Source organism: Microbulbifer bruguierae (genome assembly GCF_029869925.1).
Classification (GTDB): Bacteria; Pseudomonadota; Gammaproteobacteria; order Pseudomonadales; family Cellvibrionaceae; genus Microbulbifer; species Microbulbifer bruguierae.
Map to the genome: position 1 here is coordinate 3531835 of NZ_CP118605.1, position 15565 is coordinate 3547399.

Annotated in this window: 17 protein-coding genes; 15 read left to right on the forward strand and 2 right to left on the reverse strand. The window is 57.2% G+C overall.

Annotated elements, in window-relative coordinates; all coding sequences use genetic code 11:
- Nucleotides 1-293: 293 nt before the first annotated feature.
- The 15 genes from PVT68_RS14635 to PVT68_RS14705 all read left to right on the forward strand — a co-directional run bounded on the left by PVT68_RS14635 (nt 294) and on the right by PVT68_RS14705 (nt 13367).
- The gene (locus PVT68_RS14635; protein ID WP_280319264.1) at nt 294-902 is read left to right on the forward strand and encodes a paraquat-inducible protein A; all 609 of its coding nucleotides are present in this window, start codon (nt 294-296) and stop codon (nt 900-902) included.
- Nucleotides 899-1573, forward strand: a complete 675-nt coding sequence (locus PVT68_RS14640) for a paraquat-inducible protein A (RefSeq protein ID WP_280319266.1) — start codon at nt 899-901, stop codon at nt 1571-1573. Before PVT68_RS14635 ends, PVT68_RS14640 begins: the two co-directional genes overlap by 4 nt.
- Nucleotides 1570-3930, forward strand: a complete 2361-nt coding sequence (locus tag PVT68_RS14645) for a PqiB family protein (RefSeq protein WP_280319268.1) — start codon at nt 1570-1572, stop codon at nt 3928-3930. The genes PVT68_RS14640 and PVT68_RS14645 overlap by 4 nt, the downstream gene beginning before the upstream one ends.
- Nucleotides 3931-4000: 70 nt before the next feature.
- Nucleotides 4001-4576: a DUF4136 domain-containing protein gene (locus PVT68_RS14650; RefSeq protein ID WP_280319269.1), complete on the forward strand. Its 576-nt coding sequence runs from the start codon at nt 4001-4003 to the stop codon at nt 4574-4576.
- 75 nt (nt 4577-4651) lie between these two features.
- Nucleotides 4652-5221: a DUF4136 domain-containing protein gene (locus PVT68_RS14655; RefSeq protein ID WP_280319271.1), complete on the forward strand. Its 570-nt coding sequence runs from the start codon at nt 4652-4654 to the stop codon at nt 5219-5221.
- Nucleotides 5222-5251: 30 nt separating this feature from the next.
- Nucleotides 5252-5899, forward strand: a complete 648-nt coding sequence (locus PVT68_RS14660; protein ID WP_280319273.1) for an NUDIX domain-containing protein — start codon at nt 5252-5254, stop codon at nt 5897-5899.
- A 208-nt stretch (nt 5900-6107) separates the two neighbouring features.
- Complete coding sequence (locus PVT68_RS14665) at nt 6108-6629, forward strand: DUF1249 domain-containing protein (RefSeq protein WP_280319275.1); 522 nt, start codon at nt 6108-6110, stop codon at nt 6627-6629.
- A gap of 48 nt (nt 6630-6677) precedes the next feature.
- On the forward strand, nt 6678-7502 hold the full coding sequence (locus PVT68_RS14670; protein ID WP_280319276.1) for a metallophosphoesterase: 825 nt from the start codon (nt 6678-6680) through the stop codon (nt 7500-7502).
- 216 nt (nt 7503-7718) lie between these two features.
- Nucleotides 7719-8381 (forward strand): hypothetical protein, encoded by a 663-nt coding sequence (locus tag PVT68_RS14675; protein ID WP_280319278.1) that lies wholly within the window; start codon nt 7719-7721, stop codon nt 8379-8381.
- A gap of 245 nt (nt 8382-8626) precedes the next feature.
- Nucleotides 8627-9241 carry a YqiA/YcfP family alpha/beta fold hydrolase gene (locus PVT68_RS14680; protein WP_280319280.1) on the forward strand — a complete coding sequence of 205 codons (615 nt, stop codon included), beginning with the start codon at nt 8627-8629 and terminating at the stop codon, nt 9239-9241.
- Between the two features lie 26 nt (nt 9242-9267).
- Complete coding sequence (gene parE / locus PVT68_RS14685) at nt 9268-11154, forward strand: DNA topoisomerase IV subunit B (RefSeq protein WP_280319282.1); 1887 nt, start codon at nt 9268-9270, stop codon at nt 11152-11154.
- Between the two features lie 137 nt (nt 11155-11291).
- On the forward strand, nt 11292-11567 hold the full coding sequence (locus tag PVT68_RS14690; protein ID WP_280319283.1) for a hypothetical protein: 276 nt from the start codon (nt 11292-11294) through the stop codon (nt 11565-11567).
- A 307-nt stretch (nt 11568-11874) separates the two neighbouring features.
- The gene (locus PVT68_RS14695) at nt 11875-12177 is read left to right on the forward strand and encodes a hypothetical protein (RefSeq protein WP_280319285.1); all 303 of its coding nucleotides are present in this window, start codon (nt 11875-11877) and stop codon (nt 12175-12177) included.
- Between the two features lie 61 nt (nt 12178-12238).
- On the forward strand, nt 12239-12727 hold the full coding sequence (locus PVT68_RS14700) for a GNAT family N-acetyltransferase (RefSeq protein WP_280319286.1): 489 nt from the start codon (nt 12239-12241) through the stop codon (nt 12725-12727).
- Between the two features lie 76 nt (nt 12728-12803).
- Nucleotides 12804-13367 carry a YdeI/OmpD-associated family protein gene (locus tag PVT68_RS14705; protein WP_280319288.1) on the forward strand — a complete coding sequence of 188 codons (564 nt, stop codon included), beginning with the start codon at nt 12804-12806 and terminating at the stop codon, nt 13365-13367.
- Here the strand turns inward: PVT68_RS14705 and PVT68_RS14710 are convergent.
- Together PVT68_RS14710 and PVT68_RS14715 are read right to left on the reverse strand one after the other, a co-directional pair.
- Nucleotides 13349-14104 (reverse strand): hypothetical protein, encoded by a 756-nt coding sequence (locus PVT68_RS14710; RefSeq protein ID WP_280319290.1) that lies wholly within the window; start codon nt 14102-14104, stop codon nt 13349-13351. The genes PVT68_RS14705 and PVT68_RS14710 overlap by 19 nt on opposite strands.
- A 333-nt stretch (nt 14105-14437) precedes the next feature.
- Entirely contained in the window at nt 14438-15541 is a 1104-nt protein-coding gene (locus PVT68_RS14715) for an SGNH/GDSL hydrolase family protein (RefSeq protein ID WP_280319293.1), read from the reverse strand.
- Between the last annotated feature and the right edge of the window lie 24 nt (nt 15542-15565).

A 15565-nucleotide genomic window follows, 5' to 3' on the forward strand; every position in this document is an offset into this window, starting at 1 on the left:
ATTTGGTATATCTTCGTTAAATCGACGCGATTGCGCGTCCAGTAACAATAACACCGCTGATCCTAGTTCCCCCGGGCCGGAAATACTGGCCCTGCGAGTAAGACGCAGTGCTGGGCCATCCGGATGCAGCCTGCGCAACGCGCTTTTGCAAATACGGGTCAACGGCTTCGGAAATTGGGCAGAAGCAAAGCATGGGGCGAGAATCCCGGCATTACCAAACGCAGGCGGGAGAAGAACAGTCACCCGCTGGCGAGTATAGACCCTGGCGGCGAGCCTGCCACCAGTGCGACCTATTGCTTACCCGCTCCCATGCGCCCGTCGGGCAGCGATTGCTGTGTCCCCGCTGCGGCGCCACCCTACACCGCAATATGGATCGCAGTGTCGTGCACACGGCGGCCCTGAGTCTGACCGGACTGCTGCTGTTTATCCCGAGTGCCAGCCTGCCGCTGTTGGAATTTTCCCTGTTTTCTTTTGGTGCGGAGAGCACCCTGATGAACGGGGTGGAGTCTCTGTTTGCGGCGGGTTACATCTGGCTCGCCTCGCTGGTGCTGTTCTGCAGTGTGCTGGCGCCGCTGGGTAAGTTTCTGTTGCTTGCGTTTATCAGCTGGGGCAGTGGCTGGAGCAGGATGGCGAAGCCGGTGGCGCGCGCATTGCGCTGGTATCATCACTTGCAGGAGTGGGGCATGCTGGATGTGTATATGCTCGGCATCCTGGTGGCACTGGTGAAAATGTCCGACTTAGGAAAAATGAGTGTTGAGCCCGGTCTCTACTGCTTTGTGGCAATGATGGTGGTCTCCAGTGCTGCCACCGTGTCGTTTGATGCGGAAACCGTGTGGGCACGGCTGGCGCGACACGCTCGCGCTGGCGACTCGGGTGCCGCAGACACGGAGCTGCCAGGTTGAAGCGTCTGGCGCGTGGCCTCGCCGAGGGTTTCTGGACCTGTCTCGGCTGCCGTCAGCTGGTGTCGGTGGCGCCAGGAACGCGCTCGTGCCTGTGTCCGCGCTGCGGCGCGCGTATGCACGGGCGGGTGGAGGCCAGCCTGATGTTGACCTGGGCACTGATTATTACCAGTGCGCTGCTGTTGATTCCGGCGAATATACTGCCGGTGATGACGGTGATTTACCTGGGTTCCGGGGATCCGAGTACCATCATTGGTGGCGCCCTGGAGCTGTATCACAGCGGGCTTTGGGGGATTGCCCTGATCGTGTTTGTGGCCAGTATCGCGGTACCGGTAATGAAGCTGGTGGGGCTGGTGATGCTGTGCCTGATTGTGCAACTGCGGTTGGATGTGCCCCCGCGCCAGGCAATGCGTATTTATCGGGTAGTGAACGCCATCGGCCGCTGGTCGCTGCTGGACCTGTTTATGATTTCGATCCTGGTGGCTCTGGTTGATATGGGTGCCATTGCCGAAGTTGAGGCCGGCCCGGGCAGTACCGCTTTTGCCACCGTGGTGTTGGTGACCATGTTGGCGGTGCGGGCCTTCGACCCGCGCCTGATCTGGGATGTGTACGAGTCCAGATTCACCGCAGCAACAGCAGAAACCGATAAAAACCATCACAGGGAGTATGGATGAGCGAAGCGCCGGTAGAATACGACGCCCCGCCCGAAGGTCTGGCGCGCCGCAGTCGCGGTCTCTCGCTGGTATGGCTGCTGCCTTTGATTGCGGCGCTGATCGCGGTATGGCTGCTTTACAAGGACTTCACTCAAGGTGATATCCGCGCCACCATCCTGTTCTCCAGTGGCGATGGCCTGGTCAAGGGCAAGACCGCGGTGAAGTATTCCGGGGTAGAAATCGGCGTGGTGGATGACTTCCGACTGGTGCCCAGCGCCGAGGAGTTGGGCGGGCAGGATGGCGTATTGGCGGAAGTCTCCTTTAATCGCAGTGCCGCCTACCTGCTGGCGAAGGGCAGCAAGTTCTGGGTTGTCAGGCCGGAAGTCTCACTCACCGGCGTACGCGGGCTGGAGACCCTGGTGTCCGGCAACTATATCGCGGTGGAGCCTGGCAGCGGCGCGCCGGAAAGACATTTCCTGGCCGTGCCAGAGCCGCCTCCCCATGTGCGTGGTGATGGCCTGCGTGTCATCCTTAAGTCTTCCCGCCTGGCGTCCCTCAGCCGCGGAGCGCCGGTGTATTACCGGCAGCTGGAAGTTGGGCAGGTGGAAAACTACCAGCTGGCAGAAGATGCCAGCGGGGTGGAGATTGGTCTGTTCATCCGCCGTGAATACGCCGACCTGGTTCACCGCGGCAGCCGTTTCTGGAATACCTCCGGGGTCACCATTCAGGGGGGCATCAGCGGCGTTACCGTGGAGCTGGAGTCCCTTGCCTCGCTGATTGCTGGCGGTGTCAGTTTTTCCACCCCAGAGGCCCAGCGTCAGTCGCCCCTGGCGGTGGATGGCAATGAATTCAAACTCTACAAGAATTTTGCCGAGGCGAATGCGGGGATTCCCATTACGCTCAACTTCGATCGGGGTGTCAGTCTCACCGAAGGTTCCACTGAAGTGGTCTATCAGGGCATCACCGTGGGGCAGGTTAGCAGCGCCAAAGCCAACAAAAATATCAACGGTATGGAAGTGAAGGTTCTGATGGACCCTATTACCGACGATCTGTTGAGTGAAAACACCCAGTTCTGGCTGGCGCCCCCGACCCTCGATTTTACCTCTGGTGTCGACGATCTACTGAAGGGCAATCGGATCGAGGTGGACCTGCGCAAGGGGCAGCGCTCGGTGCGCGAGTTCGATGCGCATTCGCGTCCGCCACCCAGAGATCCTCGAGTCCCGGGATTACACCTGACACTCACCGCGCGCACCACGGGCTCACTACAGCGCGGGGCTTCTGTGTACTACCGCCAGGTGGAAGTGGGGCGGGTGCAGGGAATGGCACTGAAACCCGATGGCTCCGATGTGGAAGTCTATGTAGTGATCGATCCACCCTATGCACATCTGGTCAACAGCGAGAGCCGCTTCTGGAATGTGAGCGGATTGCGCGCCAGCGCCAGTTTGAAAGGGGTGGAAGTCGAGACCGAGTCCCTGCTGGCACTGGTGCGTGGCGGCATTGCTTTCGGCAGCGGGCCAAACGACCACAAGAATGCCGCGCGCGCCCGCAGTGGCGATGACTTCCGTCTTTACACCAGTCGTGAAGACGCGCTGGAAGAGGGCGTCAATATCTATATCGATCTCACCGGTGACGAGGGGCTGAAAGAGGGCTCGCCACTGCGCTACCGCGGGATACAGGTGGGGGAAATCACCCGTATGCGCCTCAGCAATGAGCTGGACGGTGTGCGCGCCCGCGCGCGCCTCTACCGTCGCGCGGAGCGATTCGCCCGCAGCGGTACCCGTATGTGGGTGGTGGGGGTGAAGCTGGGACTGGATGGCGTTTCCAACCTTGATACTCTGGTGACAGGTCCGTTTCTCGAGCTAGAACCGGGCAGTGGCGACCAGCCTCAAACCGAGTTTGTCGCCCTCGCCGCCAAGCCGGTGCCGGATCTTGCGGATACCATGATGATGCCCGGCCTGGCGCTGATTCTCGACGCTCCGCGACGGGGCTCACTCAAGCGCGGCAGCCCGGTGTACTACCGTCAGGTGCAGGTGGGACAGGTTACCGGTTACCAGTTGGGGGAACTGGCAGACCGCGTGTACATCTATGTTTATATTGAGCCCCGCTATCGCACGCTGGTGCGCGAGCGCTCGAAGTTCTGGCATGCCAGTGGCGTGGATGTGAATTTTGGCCTGATCACGGGCCTGGATGTCCACACCGAATCTACCCAGGCATTGCTGGCGGGAGGTATCGCCTTCGCCACGCCGGACAATCCGGAAATGGGCCTTGAAGTAGAATCCGGTAGCCATTACCCACTTTATGGCAGCCCGGAAAATGAATGGCTGCTGTGGAGCCCGAAGATCGAACTCTACCCGGCGCTGGAAGACAGTTTCAAATAGGTTGTGCTGGCAGTTGTACTTGGGAAGGTGTTGAGCACACTTATAGATACACGTTAAAAAGGGAAAGCGAATGCGTATTACAAACACCGGCCTGTTTGCGGGACTCTTGATTCCGGGGCTATTGGCTCTGGGGATTGCCGGTTGCAGCAGTCACACGCAAATCGAGCGTATAGAGTCGCGCAGTGCACCGGTTAGCTTTCAGACCTACGCCTGGGGTACCGAGGCGCTGAGCGCCGATACTGGTGCGCCAGCCCAGCTGGTGGAACTGGATCTGGAATTGCGCCAGGTGGTGGGCGCACTGATGCAGGCTCGGGGCTATCGCCTGGTGGATAGCCCCGAAAGTGCCCAGATGGTGGTGGACTACCAGATTGCGGTCGTGCACGAAGAGTTTGCCAGTGAAGAAACGGAAGAGAGCTGGGATGCCCAGTTCGACAGTAACGCCCAGCGCGGGGTAGTGGAGTTGCCGAGCCGCACTGGTGCTCCGCTGGTAACCCTTTCCGTGGGCGTCGGTCCGCAACACGGCATGCCCATCTGGGGTGGCAGTGCCACCAAACTGATGGCGCGACCGGAAGACAAGAGTGAGCGACAGCGCGTTCTCAATAAAGCGGTTAGCGAGCTGCTGCAAGATCTGCCCCCTGCGGCTTGAGTTTTGCGATGACAATAATTTCCAATACAGATCGGCAGGGACGCCGGTACTTCCAAACCAACAAGGGGAGAACACATGGCTTCACTGCTTAAATCTATCACTGTCGCCGCCCTTGGCCTGATATTGGCCCTGGGGCTTGGCGGCTGCGTAAATACTGCCAGCCGGGTGGCGGTGGATTACGATCCCAACTTCAAATTTGCCAATCTGCGCAGCTACTACTTGCTGGATACGCTTGCGTCCGGTCCGGTGTCGCCGCTTGAGAGCAAGCGCGCCAGCCAGGCGGTAGACGATATTCTCAAGGGCAGCTACCAGCCCGCCGCCAGTGCCGAAGAGGCGGACTTTCTGGTGCGGGTACAGTTGTTCAGCAGTGACAAGGTTGCGGTATACCAGGATCCGTTCAGTATTTACGGCGGCTACCGCTATTTTGGCTTCGGTTGGCGAGCTCCGCTGCGAGTGCGCGAATACCGTGAGTCGTCCCTGATCGTGGATGTGCTGTCTCCGGAAAATGCGCCCCTGTGGCGGGGCAGCGTGCCTTCCACCGCCGGACGTTTTGATGCTCCGGAGCAACAGCTGTTCCGTCTGCGGGAGGAGGCGGCCCTTATTCTCGGTCGTTTTCCACCCTATAACGATGTAGGTTACGACTGATTTGCCCTGCGCTGTTCGCAAAGGAATTTCATGAGCGACAAATCGGATCTCAGGCCGCTGTTTACTCGCGGTGCAGTGGATGTAATTTCCCGTAAAACCGTATACGACGGTTTTTTCCAGATGCACAAATTGCGTCTGCGCCACCGCCTCTATCGCGGTGGCTGGAGCGGAGAAATGGAGCGCGAACTGTTCGTACGCGGTAACGCGGTGGGGGTGCTCCTGTACGACCCGGTGCACCAATTGGTGGCTATGACCGAGCAGTTTCGTGTTGGCGCGCTGGAGCGCGAATCCGGCCCCTGGTGCCTGGAAGTGGTGGCCGGGATGGTTGAGCCAGGTGAATCGATCGAAGACGTGGCGCGCCGGGAGTTGCAGGAAGAGGCTGGCATTGAAAGCTGCGAGCTGCACTTTATTCGCAGTTATCTGCCAAGCCCCGGCGGCGCCTGCGAGCGCATGCACCTGTTTTGCGCCTGTGCGGATCTGCGTGCAGTGGAAGGCTTGTTCGGGCTTGCGGACGAGCACGAGGATATACGTCTGCGGGTGTTGCCGCTGGAACAGGTACTGAGTGCTGCCAGCAATAGCGACGAGCCGGCGATCGACAATGCCGCCAGCATCATCAGCCTGCAATGGCTGCAACTCAACCGCGAGCGCTTGGCTGCGACAGTGGCTAGTGACGAATGATAGTCGGTATTTCCGGCGCCCATAGTCACAGCTATATGGCAATCGCCACGGGATACTGCCAAGGTTGCAGCGGCGACGGACGGGTAGGGTATTATGACCAGGTGTTGTTTTTGAGTCAGGTAATTCGGTGCCGTCAATACGAATATCCGGCACATTGCGGGTATTTTGAGAGATCAATCACGGCGCAAACTCAACAGGAGTGTCGATAATGGCGGTACCGGTAAGCACTGGCCGCAGTAAGGCTGCATCGCAAACCCGAGGTGGCGCCAAAGAGCGTTATCGCGTGGATCTGCCCACTTATCACGCAGATTGTGATGCCAATTATCTGCGCTTGTGCAAGTTGATGCCGGAGCTCGCAAACCATCAGAGCTGGCGCTACCAGGTGCCGGGCGGCACCCTGGAAGTGGCGGTGGTGGAGCGCAGCAGGTATACCACCGAGGTCAGCCTGCAGGCGTCTGCGCCGGAATCCGGCAGCGAGGACAAAAACTGGCTGACCCCGCCCCTGATCACCGTGCGCCTGTATCACGACGCGCGCATGGCAGAAGTAGTGGCAGTGGATGGCCAGGGGCCGGTGGGCGGTGATGGACTGAATTTCTGCTATCCCAATCCGGCCATGCACAACGAAGACGAGCGCCAACAGGTCAACCGCTATCTTAGTGAATGGTTGGCTCACTGCCTGGCAAATGGTCGCGCCGAAGTCGATCTCACCCTGGGTGGTCGATGGATCTGAATCCTTCGGGCGCGCGACACAAGCCGGGTATTGCAGGGGCGTACAAGGATGTTTCGGCAAGGTGAGGCAGTGAACGACGTGGCAGTAAAACCAGCAAATCGCGTGATCCAGATCACCGACCCCCATATTGGCGGCCGGCCGGATTACCAGTTGCTCGGGTTGGACACCGGCCGCACCCTGAGCGAGGTGCTCAACGCAATTCGCGCTCAATCCAAGCAGCCGGAAGTGTTAGTGGTCACCGGTGATGTCTCCGCGAATGGTTCCGAAGCCGCCTATCATCGTTTTCTGAACAAGATGCAAGGCGTTGCCAGCCCTTGGTACTGGCTGCCAGGTAATCACGATAATGCCCGGCGTATGGACATCATCGCGCCGAAAAGACGCCCGGAAGTGGTGCGTGTGGGCAACTGGCGCCTGCTGTTACTCGACACCAGTGTGCCGGGGCAAATCTGCGGCGGTTTCAGTTCCGCAGAACTCGCTCGCATCGAGCAACTTATCAGCACTCACGCCGACTACCCATTGATGCTGATGATGCATCATCAGCCGGTTCCAGTGGGCAGTCACTGGATCGATGGACATATGCTGAAAGAAGGGCGCGATGCCTTCGTTGAACTGGTGCAGCGGGCTGAAAATGTGCGCGCCATTGCTTGGGGGCATGTGCACCAGCAGTTCGACAGCGAGCTGGGACATATCGGTCTCCACGCAACCCCCTCTACTTCCGTGCAGTTCACCCCGGGTAGTGGCCCCTTTGCCGTCGATAGTGAAATGCCGGGCTACCGCTGGTTCGATCTCCGCGACGACGGCAGCTACGAGACCGGTGTGGAACGGGTCGCCATTGTCGAATACAGTGTGGACTTGGCCTCCTCTGGATACTGACGCTGTCCAGCGGCGGTAACTCACCGCACACTCTTATCGAGATAGACGTGCCTGTAATTGGATCGCTGCGCCTGTGGCTGGTTACAGGGTCCGTTGAAATTCCATTTGCAGTGGGGGCTGAATTTGCGGTTTAGTGATACCGGGTTCCCCGGGCGCCCTTATCTATATATCGTGGGCAGCCTGAAACGCTCTTGTCCAACAGGAAGTGAGGTCACCATGCAAAAAATCCATAACAAGTTTCTGTCCCTGCTTACCCTCTCAATTGCTCTGCTGGCTGGTTGTGCGCAGCAGGCTGCGGTGCACCCGCAGGATGCCGAAGATGGCCTGCAGTCCCGCCAGTCGGGGCTGGATCGCGTCAGCGCAGCCTTCGCCTTCGACCTGAGTGGTGCCCGGGTGTACCTCGAGCCTGTGACTGTGGCGTACCGCAAACGCTCGCTGGACCTGGGTTCCCCACTGCGCGCCGAGGATTACGAGCTGGATGAAAAGGATATGGCGCGCCTGCAGGAGCTGATGGGCGAGGTGCTGAGTGAGCGCTTCCTCACCCCGCGCCAGAGCGAACTGGTCGCCGACAAAGCCGAAGCCGATTACGTGATGCAGCTGGATCTCAGCCGTTTCTCCCTCGGCGCGCCGTTGGATCCCCAGCCCTGGATGTGGCGTGTGTACACGGATCAGAGCGCCTACGGCGTACTCTCCGGTGAACTGCTGGACCGCGATGGCAATGCCGTCATGCGCTTCAGTGATCGCCGTGATATCGGTGAAAATTTTGGCAGCCTCGGCCCCGGCGGACGTTTCGAGCGCTTTACCAGTATCACCTTCTGGAATGATATGAAAGTGGACATGCGGCGGGCATTTGCGAGTCTGGACAAGTCGTTGCAGTGATAGCCCTCGGGTTCATGGAGGGAGTGTTTCCGTGAGTCTCTCGCTCAATCTCTTCGCAGGGTTGCCGTTGCTTCCGCGGCGGCAAAGCCAACCTTGTGGAAAAGCGAGAAGTCGCGGAAAAGCGCGAGGAATTTTGAGGTGATGGGCTCGGCTTGGTATATCTTGCCCGCAGCCTCGTTATAATCCCCGCCATGTCAGAACAATACAGCCCGTTACAACAACACTCCTCACAGGAGCGCCCGCTGATGATTTACCTGCATGGCTTCCTGTCGTCCCCCCAGTCCTACAAGTGCCAGCTACTCAAACAGTGGTTGCAGGCTTCGCGACCGGACATCGTGTTTTACGCCCCGTTGATCTCCCCTTATCCCTGTGAGGCGGCGATGGCGCTGGGTCAAATGGTCGATGACTTGTGTCGTAATCACCTTGGCCCTATCGGCCTGGTGGGCAGCTCCATGGGGGGATTCTGGAGCACCTGGCTGGCGGAACAACACCATTTACCCGCGGTCGTGGTCAATCCCGCGGTGAGCCCCTCGCGCTTTATGCCCAACTATATAGGGCAGGATCTGCACCCCTATAGTGGAGAGAGCGAGGAGCAGGTCTATCGGCTGCGAACGCAAGATGTGGCAGACATGCAGCGGTTCGAAAGCGCGCTGTCGTCGCCGCTGGGCAGCCGCTACTGGCTGCTCGCCCAGCGCGGTGACGAAACCCTGGACTATCGCGAAGCCGAACAGTTTTACGCAGGGCAGCAACAGACCGTGGAAGATGGTGGCGATCACAGCTTCCAGGAATTTGCCCGTTACACCGAGGCACTGGTAGATTTCCTCTTTTCCCAGCAAACCGCTAACAATAATCCGCAGTAGGCGCTCCGCGCGAGCGATCAGAATTTATGGCCAATTATTCCGCTGAAGATATCGAGGTATTGACGGGACTGGACCCGGTGCGCAAGCGCCCGGGTATGTACACCGAGACGACCCGTCCCAATCACCTGGCCCAGGAAGTGATCGACAACAGTGTCGATGAAGCCCTGGCCGGCCACGCCAAGAAAATTGAAGTGGTTCTGCACAAGGACCATTCCCTGTCCGTCAGTGATGACGGCCGAGGTATGCCGGTGGATATTCACCCTGAGCAGGGACGACCGGGGGTGGAAGTTATCCTCTCGACGCTGCACGCGGGGGGCAAGTTCTCCAACAAGAATTACCAGTTCTCTGGCGGTCTCCACGGTGTCGGTGTATCCGTAGTGAATGCCCTGTCGAAGGTGCTGGAAGTAACCATCCAACGCGATGGTAAAGTGCATCGCATCGGTTTCCAGAACGGCGATAAAGCGTCCGACCTGGAAGTGGTGGGCGAGTGTGGCAAACGCACCACCGGTACCAGCGTGCGCTTCCTGCCGGACCCGAAATATTTCGACTCGAACAAGTTTTCCGTACCGCGCCTGCGTCACCTGCTCAGGGCCAAGGCGGTACTCTGCCCCGGTCTCAACGTCATCTTCATCAACGAGCAGGATGGCGAATCCGATCAGTGGTATTACGAAGACGGCCTCAAGGATTACCTGGCTTCTGCCAATCAGGGCTGGGAAGTGCTGCCGGCAGAGCCATTTATCGGCAATTTTTCCGCGCAGACTGAAGCCGCTGACTGGGCCGTGCAATGGCTGCCGGAAGGCGGTGAGGTTACTGCCGAGTCCTATGTCAACCTGATCCCCACTGCTCAGGGCGGCACCCACGTCAACGGCCTGCGCGCCGGTCTGCTGGATGCCATGCGCGAATACTGCGAAATACGCAACCTGTTGCCCCGCGGAGTAAAACTGGGACCGGAAGATATCTGGAACCAGTGCTCCTACGTGCTCTCGGCCAAGCTCGCCGATCCCCAGTTCTCCGGTCAGACCAAGGAGCGCCTGAGTTCCCGCGAGGCCACCGCGTTTATTTCTGGCGTAGCGAAGGATGCTTTCGGTTTGTGGCTTAACCAGCACACCGAAGAGGGCGATAAGCTCGCGGAACTGTGCATCAATAATGCGCAAAAACGCCTGCGTTCTGCGAAGAAAGTCGCGCGCAAAAAAGTTACCCAGGGCCCCGCACTGCCGGGCAAACTGGCGGATTGTTCCAGTGGCGACGCCAGCCGCTCTGAACTTTTCCTGGTGGAAGGTGACTCCGCCGGCGGCTCTGCGAAGCAGGCACGGGATCGCGTGTTCCAGGCCATCATGCCCCTGCGTGGCAAGATTCTGAACACCTGGGAAGTGGATTCCAGTGAGATCCTTGCCAGCCAGGAAGTCCACGACATCGCCGTCGCCATTGGCGTCGACCCGGGCAGCGATAATCTGGAAGGCCTGCGCTACAGCAAAATCTGTATCCTCGCCGATGCGGACTCGGATGGCCTGCACATCGCCACCCTACTGTGCGCGCTGTTCCTGCGTCACTTCCGCCCGCTGGTCACCAATGGTCATGTTTACGTTGCAATGCCGCCGCTATTCCGTATCGATATCGGCAAAGACGTGTATTACGCGCTGGACGACGCCGAGCGCCAGGGTATTCTCGACCGTATCGCTGCGGAGAAAAAGAAAGGCAAGATCCAGGTCACCCGCTTCAAGGGCCTCGGTGAAATGAACCCACTGCAACTGCGGGAGACGACCATGGATCCCAATACCCGCCGGTTGGTGCAGCTGTACATTGATGCCGGTGACGACAGTAATCAGCTGCTCGACATGTTGCTGGCGAAGAAGCGCGCTGGCGATCGCAAGCAGTGGCTGGAGAGCAAGGGGAACCTTGCGGAAGTCAGTTGAATTGTTGAGTGTATAAAAAAGCCTCGCATCGCGAGGCTTTTTTATACACGCGGAAAAGGTGTCAGAAGCTCGCTGGCATCAATGTTTGACAACAGGAATCAGGGTTGCCCATAGCAAGAAGACTATAAGGAACGATAATGAAAAGATTAGTGTGTGGATTTTTTGTGGTTTTGACTGGTTGTGTTGTTGTTCCACATCCCGATAAGGATTACGTGGCAAAGTGTGAAATATCAAGTGATAGAAAAACACTAAGAGTGATGAACGTAGCGAAAGAAACACAGACGTATTACTCACTCGAGGGAATTATTGCTACGCCAATATTGTATCCCGCCACTGCCCTCGTTTCCGGTGTCTATGTCGCGGTAAACAATATGTACAACGTTGGTCAAGAGAAGCTGGTGTGCAAGTCGTAATTTACGGCGTCAGGCACGGTTGTATTTATAAGCGCCAACTGTTTGCCTGCCAAAATAGTACCCTGAGCTGGCCTTGTAACTTGAGTAGGTTTCTTGCTAAGTGGTAATGCTGGTTAGATCTGTTTGCAGACCGCACAACAAGGCTGGGAAAGTTACTTCGGGTCTGCGACCCTCTGTGGGGTGCTTGTCTATATTCTGGGCCAAGTTTTTGTTCATTGGCCTGGGTTTGTCGCTAGCCACGGCGACCGTGGCGGGAGAGCTTAGACCTTTCTCTAGCGATGGCTGTAGCGGCTTCCCGGATGGAACCATGGAACAGAAGGACTTGTGGCTGACGTGCTGCCAAAAGCACGACTACGATTACTGGAAGGGTGGTACCTATCAGGAACGGTTAGCATCCGATAAGGCACTGGAAGCTTGTGTTGCCGAGGTCGGCCAGCCTGAAATCGCATTGCTGATGTTAGCCGGGGTCAGGGTTGGAGGGACACCTTTCCTACCTACCCGGTTTCGATGGGGCTATGGCTGGCCTTACCCAAGGTTGTACGGTGAGCTGACACCGTCTGAACTCGAACAGGTGATGAAAGTAACCGAACAAGAACAGTCGAAGCTGTAACCTGTAATGCCAATAAAATCTCTTGAAGATAATCCCGGATTGATCTCCGTCGAGTTTGAGTATGCACATCAGAGAAGCGAGTAAAGAGGATTGGCAATCACTCTGGCCGATATTTCGTGAAGTCGTTCAAGCTGGTGAAACCTATGCTTATGATATCGACACGACCAGCGAGCAGGCAGAGAAAATCTGGCTGGAAGTTCCACGCAAAACATTCGTCGTTGAAGATAATGGTGAAATCCTCGGTACCTATTACCTGAAGACCAATCAGGTCGGGCCGGGAAATCATGTATGTAATTGCGGTTATATGGTGTCATCGCTGGCCAGAGGTCGGGGATTGGCCACCAAAATGTGCGAACACTCCCAGGAAATAGCAAAGGCACTTGGCTATAAAGCGATGCAGTTCAATTTCGTGGCGTCGACTAATGAGAGCGCGATTCACCTTTGGCATAAACTGGGGTTTGAAACCGTCGGCCGGCTTCCCAAGGCATTCAACCATCCGAAACAAGGTTATGTAGATGCCCTTGTCATGTACAAATGGTTGCAAACCTGACGGCGTATTAATTTCATCTGTGCTGGTGTTTGCTGTGATGGCGGACTGAATATTGAACCCCGGAGCAATGAAACCGATGCCAATAAATTCCCGTTTTCAGACAGAACTGCTGCGCCCGGCAAAGCCTGGTAGTGACGATTCCTGGGCATTCCTCGTCCTTCCAAAAAACATCAGCGAACAGCTGCCGCGGCGGGGAAGGACGACGGTTGAGGGCACAATCAACGGTTACCACTTTCAGTCCACTCTCGAGCCGGATGGTCAGCTGAGTCACTGGCTAAAGGTCAGTGAGGCGTTGCAGCAGGCTGCCGGTGTGAGTGTTGGCGATAAAGTTACCCTGGATATCAACCCGGTAGCCGCGGAACCTGAGCCAGAAGTGCCGGGAGATCTGCAGGAGGCACTGGCAGCGACACCAGAAGCGCGCGCGGTTTGGGAAGCAACGACGACGATTGCACGCCTGGACTGGATACACTGGATTGTCTCGGCCAAACAGGCCAAAACCCGGGCAAAACGCGTAGGTGATACCTGCAATATGCTGGCTGAGGGAAAGCGCCGGGTTTGCTGTTTCGATACCTCAGGTTTTTACAGCAAGGCTTTTCGTGCACCGGAAGCGGCAGCCCATTCTCACGGAACCGATTCCTGAAGCGGGGTATTCGTTTCCGCTTCATACGCGTTGCCAGCGCTTGCCACATCCTTAATGGTGGCAATCGCCTGGAAAGCTGTACGGGAGAAATAGAATAACCAGAATACGATGCCGGCGAACTTGGCGCCGTCCTCCAGCAGCGAGCGATCGGGTAACCAGGAAAAGGAATTTTTGTCGATAAATACCGACAACATGAAAAAGCCCGCGGCGAAGCCGAACAAAACGAAGTCCGATTGCAGGATGATTTTCCAGTACTTCGTTAGATAGATACACATAATAAGGGCGTAGCACAGCAGTACATAGCGTTCACGCAGATGCAGGTAATTGGGAGCGATTTCTTCATGGAACAAAAAAAGGTCGTCCAGTACTAGCAGCAGGGTAAACGCCCCGGACGCCAGCAGGAATCTGGCGCTGGTATATGCTTTGGCGCGCGCTCTGAAATCCCGCGCAAGCAGCGCCCCACAGAACAGGCAGATGGTGGCCGCGGCGCTCCATAGCAGTATTCCTGCATTCGACAGGAATCCTACGTAAAACGCTCCTTTCAATACCGCGGTAGGGTCACGGGTGAGTGTGCCCATCGATATGCCGGTCACATTTGCCACGGCGGACAACACCATCAGCAGGGCCAGGGTTGCCGCGCAGATCGATAGCAACTGGAATTTCAGAACTTTCAGCTGCCGAAAAGCACGGGTTGTCAAAAGCCCGCAGGAGGAGGCAAGGGAGAATTTCGATTGCATAAGCGCGCCTGTAAATCCTTTTAACCGCAAAGGAAAAAACTCAGTGATGTAGGCGCGGAGTTACACTTGATGCAGTCACTCACTACTGGATACTAGCGCTCGCACCAAATCCCTGGCGCGTACATCAGCTGGGCCGCACTGACATGCGGCAGTCGAGCGAATGGGTCGACTCAAAAAAGTATAGGTGATTTTTCGAACGTGTTTGTTGGCTCCGACGATTGTGGCTATCGCTAAGATCACACCAAAACCTGAGCCGAAAAGATATTCGGGGACCCGTTGGTCGGGCCGCAGGGTTCGTGCGTCTTTAGTTTTATTTTTCCCTATGAGGCCCTTTTACCAATCCATTTTTTCGCGAATAAATACGGCAAGTTTTTCGCCGTTGGCCACATGCTGCGCGACGCGTGGATGCTGACCGTAGCCGGTGTAGTCGAAGAAAATATGGTGCAAATTTTTGTCGTTGAACTCGGCGCGCATCTCGGCCACGGCTTCGCGAATATAGTCCGGCCATTTTTCTGTGGCTGTGGCATCCATACTGCCGAGGGCACAGATGATTGTTGCGTGCGGATAGCGGCTGCGAATACTGCGCACAAATTTCACGTAGGCCTCCACTCGCTGCGTATCCGATGGTGATGGGTGCAGACGCTGCTCGCGGTCTATCAGCCAGCTGTCATTCTGTAACAGGTTGATGACCACCACATCCGGCGTCCAGCGATTGAAATCCCACTGGCTGTCGTTATTGCTGTCGCCGTTCAACTGGTCGTAGTACTCAGGCATGGTAAAGGGGAACCAGCTGACCATGATGCCGATACCGCTCTTGCAGATGGTGTGCAGTTCAGTATTCAACTTCCGAGCGGCCACAGCGCCGTAGGACCAGTAGTGATTTTCTTCTGCCGCCAGGTGGTCCGCACCGTTGTCCGCGCCCTCGTTGCCCATGGCGCAACTGATCGAATCCCCGAAAATTTCCATGCGCCGCACAGCTCGTTTCGGTGCCGGCAACAGTTTGCCGCTATCCGCCAGAACCAGCCCATTGAAAGCGGTTGCACCATTTTCGCCTTCGGTGCGTTTATAGATTTCGACACTGTGGATACCGGGATCCAGCGCGCGGGAGATTTCGTACTGGTGTTGTCCTGCCTTGGCCTGCAACACATAGGGGTGCTGAGTATTGCCATCTACGATCACGTTGTAAAAATTTTGCCCTTTGTCATCGTCCAGTAGCACGCTCAGAGTAGTGCCAGTGAAGTTGGCGCGCACCGAGCTTCCCGGCCACGATAGCCTGGGGGATTGTTTGTTTTCAAAATCGATGCGCCCGGTGTAGAGCAGCTGTGGATGGTCGGCGGTAATCGTCTGCTGGGCGTCAGCGGGCAGGGCGCACAAGGTGAGCAGGGTAAGCAGAGGGAACAGGTTTAGGGCGTTGGCACGTTGGCGAAGGATTTTCATTGTGGTCGTAGTCTGCGTTATTCT

Bases quoted from the DNA above. Each gene is read 5' to 3' on its own strand.
- parE (WP_280319282.1), top strand. From the start codon at position 9,268: ATGGCCAATTATTCCGCTGAAGATATCGAGGTATTGACGGGACTGGAC.
- PVT68_RS14700 (WP_280319286.1), top strand. From the start codon at position 12,239: ATGCACATCAGAGAAGCGAGTAAAGAGGATTGGCAATCACTCTGGCCG.
- PVT68_RS14665 (WP_280319275.1), top strand. From the start codon at position 6,108: ATGGCGGTACCGGTAAGCACTGGCCGCAGTAAGGCTGCATCGCAAACC.
- PVT68_RS14645 (WP_280319268.1), top strand. From the start codon at position 1,570: ATGAGCGAAGCGCCGGTAGAATACGACGCCCCGCCCGAAGGTCTGGCG.
- PVT68_RS14680 (WP_280319280.1), top strand. From the start codon at position 8,627: ATGATTTACCTGCATGGCTTCCTGTCGTCCCCCCAGTCCTACAAGTGC.
- PVT68_RS14710 (WP_280319290.1), bottom strand. From the start codon at position 14,104: ATGCAATCGAAATTCTCCCTTGCCTCCTCCTGCGGGCTTTTGACAACC.
- PVT68_RS14695 (WP_280319285.1), top strand. From the start codon at position 11,875: ATGGAACAGAAGGACTTGTGGCTGACGTGCTGCCAAAAGCACGACTAC.
- PVT68_RS14690 (WP_280319283.1), top strand. From the start codon at position 11,292: ATGAAAAGATTAGTGTGTGGATTTTTTGTGGTTTTGACTGGTTGTGTT.
- PVT68_RS14675 (WP_280319278.1), top strand. From the start codon at position 7,719: ATGCAAAAAATCCATAACAAGTTTCTGTCCCTGCTTACCCTCTCAATT.
- PVT68_RS14670 (WP_280319276.1), top strand. From the start codon at position 6,678: ATGTTTCGGCAAGGTGAGGCAGTGAACGACGTGGCAGTAAAACCAGCA.
- PVT68_RS14715 (WP_280319293.1), bottom strand. From the start codon at position 15,541: ATGAAAATCCTTCGCCAACGTGCCAACGCCCTAAACCTGTTCCCTCTG.
- PVT68_RS14655 (WP_280319271.1), top strand. From the start codon at position 4,652: ATGGCTTCACTGCTTAAATCTATCACTGTCGCCGCCCTTGGCCTGATA.
- PVT68_RS14650 (WP_280319269.1), top strand. From the start codon at position 4,001: ATGCGTATTACAAACACCGGCCTGTTTGCGGGACTCTTGATTCCGGGG.
- PVT68_RS14705 (WP_280319288.1), top strand. From the start codon at position 12,804: ATGCCAATAAATTCCCGTTTTCAGACAGAACTGCTGCGCCCGGCAAAG.
- PVT68_RS14660 (WP_280319273.1), top strand. From the start codon at position 5,252: ATGAGCGACAAATCGGATCTCAGGCCGCTGTTTACTCGCGGTGCAGTG.